Genomic DNA, 16,098 nt, shown 5'->3' on the forward strand with positions numbered 1-16,098 from the left:
GTATATTTGACAAGTGTTGATTTGACACTTTTAAAAATGTTTTAATTTATTAGATAAAAAATGAAGGCCAAAAAAGTATCCATAGCAATTGTGTTTGTTTTCTTAATATTATTTTCATGTAAGAGTATAAAACAGGAAGTTGTTGAGAGAAAACAAGATTTTAATAGCGATTGGAAATTCTCTTTAGGCGAATCTTCTACAGCAAATACTATAAACTTTGATGACAGTTCCTGGAGAAAATTAGATTTGCCTCACGATTGGAGCATCGAAGGAAAATCAGAAAAAAATAATCCAAGTGAAGGCGATGGTGGGTTTTATCCAATGGGAATGGGATGGTATAGAAAAACATTTTCAGTACCCGCTCAATGGAAAAATCAAAAGGTTGCTATTTATTTTGAAGGCGTTTATATGAATGCTGAAGTTTTTGTTAATGGAAAATCAGTAGGAATGCAGCCTTATGGCTATACTTCTTTTGAGTATGATTTGACTCCTTATTTAAAATTTGGGCAACAGAATAGCATTGCTGTGAAAGTAGATAATTCGAAACAAAAAAATAGCAGATGGTATAGCGGTTCTGGAATTTATCGTCATGTTTGGTTAAAGGTGAAGAATCCTATTCACATAAAAAACTGGGGAGTTGCTATTAGTACGCCAGAAGTAACTAATGAAAAAGCAAAAGTTCAGGTTAAAACTATCGTGAAAAATGAAACTACAAGTTCTCAAAGTATTTTGCTTGCAACAAATATTACTAATAAAAAAGGAAGTGCTGTAGCTAATGCTGATATTAAAATCGAATTGCAAGCGAATGAAGAAAAAGAGGTAACTCAAAATTTAGCCGTTGAAAATCCTGCGTTGTGGTCACCAGAGACACCTAATCTTTATACTGCAAATGTTAAGATTAAACAGGGAAATACAGATTTAGATGTAATTACGAAGGATTTTGGAATTAGAACTATTGAGTTTACTTCCGAAAAAGGATTTGTATTAAACGGAAAAAAGATAGAATTAAACGGAGGTTGCGTGCATCATGATAACGGAGCTTTGGGAGCTGCAGCTTATGACCGTGCCGAAGTAAGAAAAGTAGAATTGTTAAAAGCAGCAGGATTCAATGCGCTAAGAACATCGCATAATCCTCCTTCGGAAGCTTTTTTAGATGCCTGTGACCGTTTGGGAATGTTGGTGATAGATGAAGCTTTTGATGGCTGGAAAGAGAAAAAAACAACCTATGATTATGCCAGTATTTTTGATAAATGGTGGAAACATGACGTAGAATCGATGGTGTTGCGTGATAGAAATCATCCTTCCATTATTATGTGGAGCATTGGTAATGAAATTATAGAAAGAAAAGAACCGGCAGCGGTTGAAACGGCAAAGATGTTGGCTAATGCTGTGCGAAATATAGATCCAACACGTCCGGTAACATCGGCAATGACTACTTGGGATAAATCATGGGAAATTTTCGATCCTTTAATGGCGGCACATGATGTGGCCGGTTATAATTATCAGTTGCATCACGCTGAGTCAGATCATGCCAGAGTGCCTTCGCGAATTATAGTGCAAACGGAGTCTTATCCTAAAGATGCTTTTTCGAATTGGAATCTGGTTCAAAAACACAATTATATCATTGGCGATTTTGTGTGGACAGCGATGGATTATTTAGGGGAATCCGGTATTGGTCGTTATTTTTATCCGGGAGAACCGGCTGGTGAACATTGGGAAGCGAATTTGTATCCTTGGCATGGTGCTTATTGTGGTGATGTGGATTTAACAGGATGGAGAAAACCCATTTCTCATTATCGAAGTATGTTGTATAACAACACCGAGAAAATTTATATGGCGGTGCGTGAACCCAATCCCGAAAATGGTGAAATTAAATTGACTTCCTGGGCAGTTTGGCCTACATGGGAAAGTTGGACCTGGCCTGGTCAGGAAGGGAAAAATATTCAGGTAGAAGTCTATTCGAAATATCCTAAAGTAAGACTCTATCTGAATGATAAAGTTATTGGTGAAAAAGAAACAGGTTTAAGTCAGGAGTTTAAAGCAACTTTTGCAATTCCGTATGCTAGTGGCGAATTAAAAGCGGTAGGCATAGAAAATAATAAAGAAGTAGAATCGGTTTTGTTGAAAACAGCGCAAAAAGCGACTAAAATAAAATTGACAGCCGATCGAAATGAAATAGCCGCTGATGGACAGGATTTGACCTATGTTACAGTCGAAGTTACAGATGATAAAGGAGTTTTGAATCCAAATGCAGCAAACCAACTTACATTTAATGTTTCAGGAGCTGGAGTTATAGTGGGTGTTGATAATGCTAATTTAAAAGACACCGATTTGTATGTTGCGAACAATCGTAAAGCTTGGCATGGACGTGCTATGGTAATTATTAAAAGCACAAAGAAATCTGGAGCTATTAATCTTGAAGTTACTTCGCCAGGTTTAGAAACCGCAGTTGTAAAATTGAAAACGATTAAAGGTAAATAACATAGTATATGGTTGCTAGATTGATTCATTTTAAATTAATCTAGTGGCTATTTTTAAAAACTGGTAGGCTCTGGTCTGTATCGATAAAGTTTCTTTCTATTTTTACTTTTAGATATTAATTTAAAAATCAATTAATGGTGGGAAAAAATATTACGATGCTATTTCTAGTTTTGTCAATTACATTCGGAGTCAATGCTCAGAAAGTAACTTGGAAATATACTACTGAAAAAGAGCCATGGAAAAAAGGGACAGATTTAAGTTTTAAGAATTCAAGTGAAAAAGCTGATATTGCTATTTATCCTGACAAAAAGCTGCAAAAAATGGATGGATTTGGAGCTTGTTTTAACGAGATAGGTTATGAAGCCTTACTTAGTTTAGATGAAAAAACAAGACAAAATATAATCACAGATTTTTTTACTAAAGAGGGTATGAATTTTAATTTATGTAGAATGCCTCTAGGTTCTAATGATTATTCATTAAGTTATTATTCCTATAATGACGTATATGAAGATTTTGATATGGTGAATTTTAATATAGATCGAGATCGTTATATTTTAATTCCATATATAAAAATGGCAATGGCTAAAAATCCTAATTTAAAGATTTGGGCTTCGCCTTGGACTCCACCTGCTTGGATGAAAGTAAATAATCATTATGCTATGGGAAAATATAATGATGCGATGCCAATTGATGATAAAGGAAAATTTATTCGTAACAATGCTACGGCTTTTAAAATGGAGGAACGCTATTTGCAGGCATACGCCTTGTATTTCTCAAAATTTGTACAAGCCTATGCTAAAGAAGGAATTGATGTTTCAATAGTTCAGGTACAAAATGAACCGGTATATCAGCCACAATGGCAAAGTTGTACTTGGCGTCCTGAAGATATTGCTTATTATGTGGGAAATTTTCTAGGGCCCCAATTTAAAAAAGACGGTTTAAAAACAGAGATATGGTTAGGGACTGTTAATACTTCTAATCCTAATTTCACCCGTACTGTTTTAAATGATGAAAAAGCTTCTCAATACATTAAGGGAGTTGGTTTTCAGTGGGATGCCAAACATACAATAGCAACATTAAACAAAGAATATCCTGGATATAAAATAATGCAAACCGAATCGGAGTGTGGTAATGGAGAGAATAATTGGGGAGCTGCAGAATATACATGGTCTTTAATGCATCAGTATATTGCTAATGGAGCAAGTAGTTATATGTATTGGAATATGATTCTTGATGAAAGTGGAAAAAGCACTTGGGGATGGAAACAGAATATGTTAGTAGCTGTTAATAAAGAGACAAAAAAAGTGACCTATAATCCTGAATATTATTTAATGAAACATTTAAGTCATTATGTATTGCCTGGGGCTTACAGACTTGAAACTTCTGGAGGAAAAGATCATTTGGCTTTTGTAAATCCAAATGGAGAAATTGTTTTATTGGTAATGAATCAGGATGAAAAAAATAAGATTGTTACATTGGCTGTAAATGATAAACAGCTTTCATTACAATTAAATGGAAAGTCTATTAATACATTCACATTTTAAATATAAAAGTCAATTTTACGTACTTATATTTGGTTTTTTTAGAAAAAAAAATAAAAGTATTAGAAAGGTAGTATATTATTAAACGAGGCATAAATGGAGTCATTCATTTATGCTTTTTGTTTTAGTTTGTCTAGTAGCTTTTTTAAATAACCATAGGTACTGGTGTTGTTAGTTTGGTTTAATGTATAATTTTGGATTTAATATTTTAGTTTTAGAATAAAAAATAATTAACCAATAAATTAACTTAATAAATGATTTCAATCAATAAATTTTTGACAGTTAAATGGATTATAGTCTTACTTGTAAACGGTGTTCTTTGTGCTCAGGAAGCCAAGTCGCCAATAATGGGTTGGAGTAGCTGGAACAATTTTCGTGTTCATATCGATGAAAAAATGATCATGGAACAGGCTGATGCAATGATTAGTTCTGGATTATATGATGCAGGTTATCGCTATATTAATATTGATGACGGTTATTTTGGAGGCAGGGATTCTTCAGGAAACCTCTATCCGGATAGTGCTAAATTTCCATCAGGGATGAAAGCTTTGGCAGATTATATCCATAGTAAAAAACTTAAGGCAGGAATCTATACTGATGCTGGAATAAACACCTGTGGTTCTATTCATGATAAAGATGAAAAAGGTATTGGAGTTGGTATTTATGGACATCTGGATGAAGACTGTAACACTTTTTTTAATACATGGGGATATGATTTTCTAAAAGTGGATTGGTGTAGTGGTGAAAGAATGAAACTCAATGAAGAAACCGAATACACTAAAATTAGCAATAAGATTAAAACGTTTAATAAAGCGATTACTTTTAATATTTGCAGATGGCAGTTTCCAGGCGAATGGGCAATAGATAAAGCCGATTCTTGGAGAATGTCCTCCGATATCAGAGAGAAATTCTCATCAATTCTCAAAATCATAGATTTGAATGCCGATTTATATAAATATGCATCTGCCGGGCATTATAACGATATGGATATGCTACAGGTAGGTAGAGGTATGAGTTATGATGAAGATAAAACCCATTTTTCTATGTGGTGTATGCTGAATTCTCCTTTGTTAGCGGGGAATGACCTTAGAAAGATGTCTAAAGAAACTATAGGAATTCTGACCAATAAAGAAGTAATTGCGTTAAATCAAGACAGGGGATTTTATCAGGGCAGAAGAATATTTAAACAAGGAAGTATCGAGGTTTGGGAAAAATTACTGGGTAAAAATGGACAGGATGGTAAAGCTGTTGCTTTGATGAACCGTGGCGGTAACGTTGTCAATTTTGTTTTAAAACCAGAATTAGTAAATCTTAAAAAGTCGAAAGAAATACGTGATTTGTGGCAGCATAAAAAGTTGGGTGAAATAAAGAAGGGGATGAAATTTAAAATTCCTAAACACGGTATAGTGGTGTTGCGTACAGAATAATAGCAATAGATTATATAAATTATTTATCTAGTGGCTATTTTTAAAAACTGGTAGGTAGTGGTATAGTTTAATGAGGTTTATTTCTATTTTTGCTATCGAAATCAAATAAATGAAAAATAAACCACATTATGTCTACTTCTGAAAATAATTTATCCCATTTAGAGTCTGCTGTTACTTCTTTTTATGAGTTAACAAATAAAAACGGAGCGCAACTTAAAGTAATTCCTTTTGGAGCTACCCTTACAGCATTGAAAATTCCGTTGAAAAACGGCGAAATTGTCGATGTAGTTTTAGGATTTGATACTGTTGAAGGTTACGAAAAATCATTTCAATTAGATGGTTCTCCTTATATGGGAGCTACTGTGGGGCGTTATGCAGGGAGAATTAACGAAGGTAAATTCGAATTGAATGGTAAAAACTACCAATTGAATATCAATAATGGAGCTAATTCTTTACACGGTGGTATTGCTAATTTCAGTAAAAAAACATGGAATGTAGATGCGGTAACAACAGGCGAGAATCCGTCGATTACGTTGAGCTATGTTAGTGCTGCTAACGAAGAGAATTATCCAGGAGAACTTTCGGTAAGTTTGACTTATACTTTGTCTGAGGAAAACGAATTGATTCTTGAATACAAAGCAACCACTACCGAAGATACGATTATCAATTTAACACATCACAGTTATTTTAATTTGGACGGACATCAATCGGATGTTTCTGGACAGGATTTAATTGTTCATGCACAAAAAGTAGTGGAAACTAAAGAAGATTGCATTCCAACAGGAAATATTCTGGAAGTTGTTAATACTGCATTCGATTATAGAACGGCTAAAAAATGTCCTAAAAGTATCGACAACACTTTTGTAGTGGAGAATAATAACGAAGTGAAAGCTACTCTTTTTAGTCCTGTGACTAATTTAAAAATGGATGTGTACACAGATCAGCCTGGAGTTCATATTTATGTGGGAGGAAATTGTGGTCCTGATTTAAAAGGAAAAGAAAATGCAACGTATCACGCTTTAAGCGGAATTTGTTTTGAAACTCAAAATTTCCCGGATGCTCCAAATCACGCTCATTTTCCAAGTGCTGTTTTGAAGAAAGACGATGTTTACAAGCATAAAACAACTTATAAATTCGAATCACTATAAAGAGTGAATTTTCAATAAAAATAAATTTAATACTACTTCAAATTCTAACCAATGAATGATATTTTAATTAATAAAACAACTAGCTATTTTAAGGAAACTTTTGGTTCTGAGCCAACAAAAATAGTGCTTTCTCCAGGGAGAATTAACATCATCGGAGAACATATCGATTACAATGATGGTTATGTTTTGCCTGCTGCTATCGACAAAATTATTTGTTTTGCTTTTGCAAAAAACAATACAAATACTTCCAGGGTGATTGCTTTAGACCTTAACGATGAGTTTGAAATTGATGTTACGGCTGAGGTGAAATTAGACGATAATGATTGGACAAACTACATTAGAGGTGTAATCAACCAATTAAAAATCAACGGATTTCAATTAGAAGGTGTAAATTGTGTTTTCAGCAGTAATATTCCTGTGGGTTCCGGATTGTCTTCTTCTGCAGCTTTAGAATGTGGATTCTTATTTGGAATGAACGATTTATTCAATTTGAATATCAAACCAATTGATATTGCCTTGTTAGGACAAAAAGCCGAGCACTGGGTGGGAATTAAATGCGGAATTATGGATCAGTTTTCCAGCGTAATGGGACTGGAAGATAAAGTAATCAAAATTGATTGCCGCACTTTAGAGTACACTTACCACGATGCTAATTTTAGCGATTATTCATTGATTTTGTTTGATTCGAATGTAAAACATTCGTTGATGACTTCGGCTTATAACGAAAGAAGACAACAATGTGAAGAAGGAATTGCGATTGTAAAAGCAAATTTCCCAGAGATAAAAAGCTTTAGAGATTGTACGGAACAAACCATAATTGATTTGAAAGACAAAATGAGTCACGACGTTTTTAGACGTTCTCTTTTTGTAGTAAAAGAAATCAACCGTGTGATTCAGGCTTGTGAAGCATTAGACAATGGAAAAATTGAATTGTTAGGCGAACTAATGTTTGCTACTCATGACGGATTGTCTAAAGATTACGAAGTAAGCTGCGAAGAGCTGGATTTATTAGTAGATTTGGCAAAAGAAGAAACAGCAGTTATTGGTTCAAGATTAATGGGTGGCGGTTTTGGCGGCTGTACCATCAACCTGGTTAAAAAAGGACAAGAACAACAAATCAAAGATAAATTTTCGAAATTATATAACGAAGCTTTCGGAATCGAATTGAAAATTTATGACGTTAAAGTAAGTAACGGAACATCACTATACACTAAATAATGACTATGAGAAAGTTTGATATCAACGAAGATCCGCATAGAAGATACAATCCTTTAATTAATGAATGGGTTTTAGTTTCACCACACCGTTCAAAAAGACCTTGGCAAGGACAAAAAGAAGCAGTAAATACTATTGCTTTACCAGAATATGATCCGGAATGTTATTTGTGTGCTGGAAATGTTCGTGCTAATGGCGAAGTAAATCCGGCTTACGAAAGCAGTTTTGTTTTCGAAAATGACTTTGCTGCGCTTAAACAAGAACCAATTGATTTTGGAGGAAATGCAGAAGGAAGTTTCTTTAAGGCACAACCTGAAAGAGGAATCTCCAGAGTGGTTTGCTTTTCGCCAAGACATGATTTGACTTTACCGGAAATGGATGTGGATGGTATTGTAAATATTATTCATACCTGGCAAAAAGAATACACTGATTTGGGTAATGTTGATTACATCAATCACGTGCAAATTTTTGAAAATAAAGGAAGTGTAATGGGATGTAGTAATCCGCATCCACACGGACAAATCTGGGCTCAATCTTCATTGCCAACACAGGTTGAGAAAACCCAAAACAATTTGAAAGCGTATTTTGAAAAAAATGGAACAAATTTGCTTCAGGATTATCTAAAAGAAGAATTAAAAGTAAAAGAACGCGTTGTTGTTGAGAACGATCATTTTGCAGCCATTGTTCCTTTTTGGGCAATCTGGCCTTTTGAAACCATGATTGTCAGCAAACGTCATATTACTAAAATCACTGATTTTACTGAAGATGAGGTAGCTGCTTTTGCTGTTATTTTGAAACAATTAACAACAAAATACGACAACCTTTTCGAAACATCATTCCCTTATTCTTCAGGAATTCACCAGGCTCCAACAGATGGTGAAGAGCATCCGGAATGGCAATTTCACATGCATTTTTACCCACCATTGTTGCGTTCGGCTTCAGTTAAAAAATTCATGGTAGGCTATGAAATGATGGGAGAATCTCAGAGAGATATTACACCAGAGAAAAGTGCTGAAATGTTGAGGAATTTATCTGATGTACATTACAAACAAAAATAACTAAACTGATATTTAAAAAAAACATATTATGAAAATACTTGTTACGGGAGGTTTAGGTTTCATAGGTTCGCATACGGTAGTCGAATTGCAAAACGAAGGTTTTGAGGTGGTTGTTATTGATAATTTATCAAATTCATCTGAAGACGTTTTAAAAGGAATTGAAGCTATAACAGGGAAAAAACCACTTTTTGAAAAACTGGATTTAAGAGAGAAATCGGTAGTTCAGGATTTTTTCAAACGCCATTCGGATGTAAATGGAGTAATCCATTTTGCAGCTTCAAAGGCAGTAGGAGAGAGTGTTGGAAACCCTTTGTTGTACTACGAAAATAACATTAATTCCTTAGTGTATTTACTTCAGGAATTAGAGAAAAAAGAAAGTGCTAACTTTATTTTTAGCTCTTCTTGTACGGTTTATGGTCAAGCCGAAACAATGCCTATCAACGAAAATTCAGCGGTTCAAACTGCGATGTCTCCTTATGGAAATACCAAACAAATAGGAGAAGAAATTATTACTGACGTGGCTAAAATAAGCGGTATCAATGCTATTTTGTTGCGTTATTTTAATCCAATTGGTGCACATCCATCTGTTGAAATAGGTGAATTACCAATAGGCGTTCCACAAAATTTAGTGCCATTTATTACACAAACAGGAATTGGTTTGCGCAAAGAATTACTGGTTTATGGTAATGATTATCCAACGTCTGACGGAACTTGTATTCGCGATTACATTCATGTAGTGGATTTAGCTAAAGCGCATGTTATTGCTCTGCAACGATTGGTGAATAAAAAGAACGAAGAAAAAGTAGAAACTTTCAATTTGGGAACTGGAGTAGGAAGTACAGTATTAGAGGTTATCAATGCTTTCGAAAAAGCAAGTGGTCAAAAATTAGCGTACCGAATTGTTGACAGAAGAGAAGGTGATATTACTTCGGCTTACGCCAATACCGATAAAGCAAATAAAGTACTGGGCTGGAAAACCCAATTAACCCTGGAACAAGCTATGGAAAGCGCTTGGAAATGGGAACAAAAAATCAGAAGCTAGGCATTCGTTAGGAATGACTGTTGAACCAATTACTAATTTTAAATAAGAATTTATGAGCTCAAGTCTCGAATTTGCAGATTATGCAGTATTTATCGTCTACTTTTTAGTAGTCTCAATCTACGGATATATTATCTATCGCAAGCGCGAAAAAAACGAACACGATGCTAAGGCGTATTTCTTGGCAGAAGGTACATTAACATGGTGGGCTATTGGAGCTTCACTTATCGCTTCAAACATTTCTGCTGAGCAGTTTATCGGAATGAGTGGTGAAGGGTTCTTTTTAGGAATTGCTGTTGCTGCTTACGAGTGGGTTGCTGCGATTGCGTTAATTATAGTGGCAGTTTGGTTTATTCCTGTTTATTTAAAAAACAAGATTTACACCATGCCTCAATTCTTGAAAACACGTTACAATGATTCAACGGCTTTGATTATGGCTGTTTTCTGGTTGTTTTTGTATGTTTTTGTAAACTTAACTTCAATTCTATACTTAGGAGCGGTTGCTATTAACGGATTAGCTGGAGGGGAATACCTTCATGTTATTATGTTAGGATTAGCAGTATTTGCTTTAATTATCTCTCTTGGAGGTATGAAAGTAGTTGCTTATACTGATGTTATTCAGGTTGCAGTATTGATTATTGGAGGTTTGGTAACTTCTTATATCGCTTTAACAACAGTAGGACAATATTTTGGAGTAGGTCAGGATGCTATTGCTGGTTTCAAAGTATTGATGGAAAAAGCGCCAGAGCATTTCAAAATGATTATTCCTAGACCAACAGCTACTTCTACTCAATTAGAAATTGATAAATACCTTACTTTCCCAGGAATGTTGTCTTATTTAGCAGGTATCTGGATTATCAACCTGAACTACTGGGGATGTAACCAATACATTACTCAAAGAGCTTTGGGAGCTGATTTACAAACGGCTCGTACAGGAATTTTGTTTGCAGGTATGTTGAAATTATTAATGCCTGTAATTGTAATGTTGCCTGGTATTGCTGCTTATGTTTTATACGAAGGAGGACATTTACCTCAATTAGTTGGTGGAAAAGACGGAGCTTATTCAGCTATGTTGACTTTCCTGCCAACAGGATTAAAAGGATTATCAGTTGCGGCTTTGACTGCGGCTATTGTGGCTTCGTTAGCGGGTAAAGTAAACAGTATTTCTACTATTTATACCTTAGACGTTCATAAAAAATACATTCAAAAAGAAGCTTCAGACAGAGCTCAGGTAAACATTGGTAGATATGCCGTTTTTGCTTCTATGGTTCTTGCAGTATTGTTTACTTGGAATGATTTACTTGGAATTGGTGGAGTTGGTGGATTTACTTATATCCAAAAATACACTGGATTTATTAGCCCAGGAGTATTTGCTATGTTCTTCTTAGGTATGTTCTGGAAAAGAACTACAGGAACAGCTGCTATTGTGGGTGTAATTGCAGGTTTCTTATTGTCAGTTTTATTCAACGAATTTGCACCAACATTGTTTGGAAACGAAACTTTCTTATACACGGCTTGGCCAAATGGTAAAGGTGGTTTTGAAATTCCATTCCACATTTGTATGGGATTATCATTCTTGTTTACAATGCTACTTATGGTTGGAATCAGTTTTGCTGGACCAAAAGTAAATCCTAAAGCTTTTGAATTAGATACTGAAATGTTTAAGGTAAAACCACAAACTACAGTATTAATCATTATTACATTATTAATTATCGCTGCTTTGTACGTGAAGTTCTGGTAAGATTAAAATAATAGTTTTAAATGTGAAAATGTGGAATCGAATTCGTTTGATTTCACATTTTTTTATTTGAATAAGGTTAAAACATGATTTGCTTTATCTTCTTAACATAGATTAAGATGTTTCTTTTTTTAGAATCGTAAATTTGTTAAACAAAATATGATATATAAAGATCGATTCAAAACAGCAAGCTAACCAATAACTTGTTGTTTTTATCTAATAACCGTTTAATTATCTAATAATCTGAGCATGAAACCAGAATTCGAAAATATCCCTCTTGTCAAAAATGAAGAAGAGCAGCAGTTTGAAATTACTGTTGAAGGACATAAAGCCTTTATCGTTTACAAAGAACAACCCAATGTTATTGCTTTAATCCACACCGAAGTAGAACCCGAATTGGAAGGAAAAGGCGCGGCTACAGCTGTAATTGAAAAAACATTGGCTTATATTGAAGACAACAATTACAAACTCATCCCTCTTTGTCCGTTAGTGTTTGCTTACATCAAAAGACATCCGGAATGGAAACGCATCGTTGATGATAGTTTTCATGGATTCAAATTTTTATAATTATTCAAATTAACCTTTTTTACTATTATTATGAGCAGTATATCACCTATTCGAGACCCCAAAAACGATCATTTGCTAAGTCCTGAAAATGCAGCACTTATTATTATTGACTATCAACCCATTCAGGTATCCTCAATCAAATCGATGGATCAGACCCATTTAGTGGAGCAAATTGTACGTCTGGCCAAAACGGCAAAATTGTATAATATACCTGTAATTTTATCAACTGTAAATGTCCAAACGGGTAGAAATAAGGATACTATTGCCCCTTTAAAAGAAGTTTTAGCCGATACCGTTTCTTATGACCGCACCAGTATTAATGCCTGGGAAGACAAGGAATTTTATGAAGCTGTAAAGGCAACAGGAAGGAAAAAACTAATCATGGCCGCACTGTGGACAGAAGCCTGTTTAACGTTTCCCACACTGGATGCTTTAAAAGAAGGTTTTGAAGTCTTCCCTGTTGCTGATGCTGTTGGCGGAACTTCAGCTGAAGCACATAACATTGCATTGCGAAGAATAGAACAGGCGGGGGCTCAACTCATTTCGGTAAACCAACTGCTTTGCGAATTACAGCGTGATTGGAATCGTGAGGAAACCGTTCCCGGCTTTTTTCAGGTTTTATTTAAAGATGGGAAAATTTAAAAGTCCTATTGTTGTAAACCAATAACAGGACTAAAAATAAGTTGTAAATCTATTTATGATTAAGTTTAAAAATGGAAACTTTTTTAGGACGAGACAAGTTTGTGTGCACGAGCAAGATGCTCGTGCGAGCTGGAGAGACAGGACTTTCTTTTATATGTATACGAATCAGTTTTCAGAGCTATTTAACCGGTTAAAATAGATTTGCGTATTAATATAACTTTCTTCAGTTATATTATCGAATTTTTTTAATTCGGGTAATATAATATTATTAAACTGTTCTTTTAAAAGGTTGAATTGGCTAACATTTTCGATATAAAATCGATATTTATTTATTTTTCCGTTATGAATAAATTTAATAAAATTCTCAATTCCTGTGCATAAATAATCATTATGATAATGTCTACCACTATAAGCGTATATTTTAATTTCAATTTCTTCTAAATCACTCCAGTTGAAAATTATAATATTTTGATTTTCAAATAATTTAATGTCTGTTTCAGAAAAACTAATTGACTTTGTTTTCTGAATAATTTTTGAATGGGTGAATTTATTATCTGTAATTTGGTTAAATAATTTAAAACAAATAATTCCTAAAATTATACTTAATAAATATATAGGTTGATTTGTCCTTATTCCATAAATAAAAGGAACAAAGGTAAATGCAATTAAAATTACAGTAAAAAAACCTTCTAGAATAGTAGGTTTTTGATAAATAACAATTGGGAATTTTGATTCGTTCATCTTTCGTTTATTATGATGAAATAGTTTTATGATTTAATATTATTGTAAGTTTTACATTTTTTTTATCACATAGGTTACAATTCCCCAAATGATGAGTTGGTTTTCTTCGGTGACTTTTATGGGAGTGTAATTGCTGTTTTCGGGCATCAGGTAGAGGCAGTCTTTTTCTAATTTAATGCGTTTTACGGTGAATTCTCCGTCGATAAAGCAAATAGCAATTTTGTTGTCTTGTGGTTCGATACTCCGGTCTACAATCAGTACGTCTTTGTCGTTGATACCGGCGTCAATCATCGAATTTCCTTTTACCTTAATATAAAAGGTAGCTAAGGGATTTTCGCTCAACTCTTTATTCAAATCGATATTATTCTCCATAAAATCAGCTGCGGGAGAAGGAAATCCTGCCGAAACACCATCAGGGATGAAAGGAATTCGCAGTTCACTTTCGTAATCCGGTTTGTAGAAGCTGAGTTTTTGGTCTTTTTTCATTCGCATCGTATTTCGAGAATATCTTTAAATTTAGTGGTGTATTTTGGCGATAAATGATTCTGATTCATGTTCCAGGTCAGATTTAAATTTTGGCTGGCCAATTTTACTTTGGTATCACCAATTTTAGTATTGAGATGATCCATTGCTTTCATTAGTGCCAAATGCTTTGGGTTTTCTTCTTCGAATAATTGAAATTGTTTTTGGTTTTCGCCAATGAGTTCGCTAACAATTACGCCTGCCTTTTTAAATTTTAAATGTTTGTTACCCTGGTGTATTTGTTTCAGTAATTCGATAGCTGTATTGGCAATAGTTAAAGTCGAATTGGTAGCATACGGCAAGGTGATTGCTTTGTTGAAATAGTATTTGGATGTTTTCACGGTATGTTTGTCAATAACGAGTAGTACTATTATAGTATGGCAACAGGATTGTTGTTTGCGTAATTTCTCGGCACAAACAGCTGCAAAAGTAGCGATACGCTCCCGGAGCAAATCAAAATCGGAGATTTGTTTGGGGAAACTCCTTGTAATGGCAATGCTTTTCTTTTGCTCGGCAATAGGTTCTAAATCTAAAACTGATTTTCCTTCTAATTCTGCTTTTAGACGAAGACCAATAACACCCATTTCTCTTTTTATCCAGGCTTCGTGTTGCGGTTGTATAAAATCTAAGGCAGTATTGATGTTTCTCAGTTTTGCTTTTTTACGTGTTCGGTAACCAATACCCCAAACATCTTCAATTTTAGTCCATTTTAAAGCTTTGATACGTTTTTCTTCCGAATCAATAACATAAACACCCTGGGTTCGATCCTGGAATTTTTTGGCAATTTTATTGGCTACTTTCGATAAGGCTTTGGTTTCTGCAAATCCGATACAGGTAGGAATGCCAACCCATTTTCGAACACGAGCCTTCATTTGAAGACCATAATCGTGGTAATCTGTAATATTTATGCCGTCAAAGTTCAGGAAGGCTTCGTCGATGCTGTAAATCTCCACATTGGGCGTAAACTGATTTAGGATTGCCATTACACGCTGACTTAAATCACCATAGAGCGCATAATTAGACGAAAAGAGTTTTACGTTTTTCTCTTTTACCAAATCTTTAATTTGGAATGCTGGCGCGCCCATAGGAATTCCTGCTGCTTTGGCTTCATAACTTCTTGAAATCACGCAACCATCATTGTTAGATAATATTGCAACAGCCTTGCCGTTGAATTCCGGTTGGAAAACACGTTCGCAAGAAGCATAGAAATTATTACAATCGACTAAAGCATACATGATGCAAAATTACGTAATAGACTTGTTGCCGAATCCTGTTCTAAAGTTAATTTTTAGAAATTTTAGAAAGTATTTTGATTTTTGCGAAAGATAATAAAGTTGTGTTTTTTGCTATAAACTATGCTATATTGTCTTTAAAATGTTTAAAATTACCATTTTTTAACTAAAACGTTTTCGTAAAAGGTAATATAGCATATAAATATGAAAAACCACTGAAGTTTAATTCTATGTTAGCATACTATCTTTGACCCAGTTAAAAGAATTATAAATCTAAAAAATTCTAATTATGAAAAAGATTGTAAAACTTAGTTTCGTATTAATGGTAGTTCTAATTGCTATGAATACTCGTGCAACTGGCGTTAAAATTTCTAAAAATGAAAAAGCTAGTTCAAAAAAGATGGTAACCTTTGCTGTAAATGATATAAACAAAGCCAATGTTTCTATTTATGATGCAAATAATAAACTGTTACATACAGAGAAAGTGTATACATTGAATTTGAATCCACTTAAATCAGATGAAAAAATCGTTAAAACATACGATTTAAATCCTTTAGCAGACGGGGTTTATTACCTGGTTGCTGATTCTAAAACTAAAACGGTGAAATATGAAATTCTTGTAGTGAATGAAACTGCAACTATCATGTCAGATCCTTATTCAGAAGTGCATAAAACGGTTGCGGTTAAATAATTAACTTTTGGTTAGGTTAGTGGTTAGAAAGACTCCTTTTTAGGAGTCTTTTTTTG

General features: G+C 34.2%; 14 protein-coding genes. 11 read left to right on the forward strand and 3 right to left on the reverse strand.

The features are described 5' to 3' along the window. Positions 1-60 precede the first annotated feature (60 nt). The 10 genes from GTZ96_RS04525 (at position 61) to GTZ96_RS04570 (ending at position 12,856) form a co-directional block, all read left to right on the forward strand. A complete protein-coding gene (locus tag GTZ96_RS04525) occupies positions 61-2,481 on the forward strand; it encodes a sugar-binding domain-containing protein (protein WP_161641403.1) in 2,421 nt (806 codons plus the stop codon). A 155-nt stretch (positions 2,482-2,636) separates the two neighbouring features. Next, on the forward strand, positions 2,637-4,025 hold the full coding sequence (locus tag GTZ96_RS04530; RefSeq protein ID WP_161641475.1) for a glycoside hydrolase family 30 protein: 1,389 nt from the start codon (positions 2,637-2,639) through the stop codon (positions 4,023-4,025). A gap of 251 nt (positions 4,026-4,276) precedes the next feature. Further along, positions 4,277-5,449, forward strand: coding sequence for a glycoside hydrolase family 27 protein (locus GTZ96_RS04535; protein ID WP_161641404.1), 1,173 nt, complete (start codon positions 4,277-4,279; stop codon positions 5,447-5,449). Positions 5,450-5,577: 128 nt separating this feature from the next. Then, entirely contained in the window at positions 5,578-6,597 is a 1,020-nt protein-coding gene (locus GTZ96_RS04540; protein WP_161641405.1) for an aldose epimerase family protein, read from the forward strand. Positions 6,598-6,648: 51 nt separating this feature from the next. Beyond that, complete coding sequence (gene galK / locus GTZ96_RS04545) at positions 6,649-7,815, forward strand: galactokinase (RefSeq protein ID WP_161641406.1); 1,167 nt, start codon at positions 6,649-6,651, stop codon at positions 7,813-7,815. A 5-nt stretch (positions 7,816-7,820) separates the two neighbouring features. Beyond that, complete coding sequence (locus GTZ96_RS04550; protein WP_161641407.1) at positions 7,821-8,870, forward strand: UDP-glucose--hexose-1-phosphate uridylyltransferase; 1,050 nt, start codon at positions 7,821-7,823, stop codon at positions 8,868-8,870. Between the two features lie 28 nt (positions 8,871-8,898). Continuing rightward, a complete protein-coding gene (galE, locus tag GTZ96_RS04555; RefSeq protein WP_161641408.1) occupies positions 8,899-9,912 on the forward strand; it encodes a UDP-glucose 4-epimerase GalE in 1,014 nt (337 codons plus the stop codon). Positions 9,913-9,964: 52 nt separating this feature from the next. Beyond that, a complete protein-coding gene (locus tag GTZ96_RS04560; protein ID WP_161641409.1) occupies positions 9,965-11,650 on the forward strand; it encodes a sodium/sugar symporter in 1,686 nt (561 codons plus the stop codon). A gap of 246 nt (positions 11,651-11,896) precedes the next feature. After that, a complete protein-coding gene (locus GTZ96_RS04565) occupies positions 11,897-12,214 on the forward strand; it encodes a GNAT family N-acetyltransferase (RefSeq protein ID WP_161641410.1) in 318 nt (105 codons plus the stop codon). 30 nt (positions 12,215-12,244) lie between these two features. Further along, entirely contained in the window at positions 12,245-12,856 is a 612-nt protein-coding gene (locus GTZ96_RS04570; protein WP_161641411.1) for a hydrolase, read from the forward strand. Between the two features lie 165 nt (positions 12,857-13,021). Here the strand turns inward: GTZ96_RS04570 and GTZ96_RS04575 are convergent, their stop codons facing one another. Genes GTZ96_RS04575 through GTZ96_RS04585 form a run of 3 tightly spaced genes read right to left on the reverse strand, consistent with a single transcriptional unit; the run spans position 13,022 to position 15,354 of the window. Further along, a complete protein-coding gene (locus tag GTZ96_RS04575; protein WP_161641412.1) occupies positions 13,022-13,597 on the reverse strand; it encodes a hypothetical protein in 576 nt (191 codons plus the stop codon). A gap of 51 nt (positions 13,598-13,648) precedes the next feature. After that, entirely contained in the window at positions 13,649-14,089 is a 441-nt protein-coding gene (locus GTZ96_RS04580) for a LexA family protein (RefSeq protein ID WP_161641413.1), read from the reverse strand. Further along, on the reverse strand, positions 14,080-15,354 hold the full coding sequence (locus GTZ96_RS04585) for a Y-family DNA polymerase (protein ID WP_161641414.1): 1,275 nt from the start codon (positions 15,352-15,354) through the stop codon (positions 14,080-14,082). The genes GTZ96_RS04580 and GTZ96_RS04585 overlap by 10 nt, the downstream gene beginning before the upstream one ends. Before the next feature lie 286 nt (positions 15,355-15,640). Between GTZ96_RS04585 and GTZ96_RS04590 the strand changes: the two genes are divergently transcribed. Beyond that, a complete protein-coding gene (locus GTZ96_RS04590; protein ID WP_161641415.1) occupies positions 15,641-16,042 on the forward strand; it encodes a hypothetical protein in 402 nt (133 codons plus the stop codon). Positions 16,043-16,098 lie beyond the last annotated feature (56 nt).

The organism is Flavobacterium undicola, assembly GCF_009909155.2.
Classification (GTDB): domain Bacteria; phylum Bacteroidota; class Bacteroidia; order Flavobacteriales; family Flavobacteriaceae; genus Flavobacterium; species Flavobacterium undicola.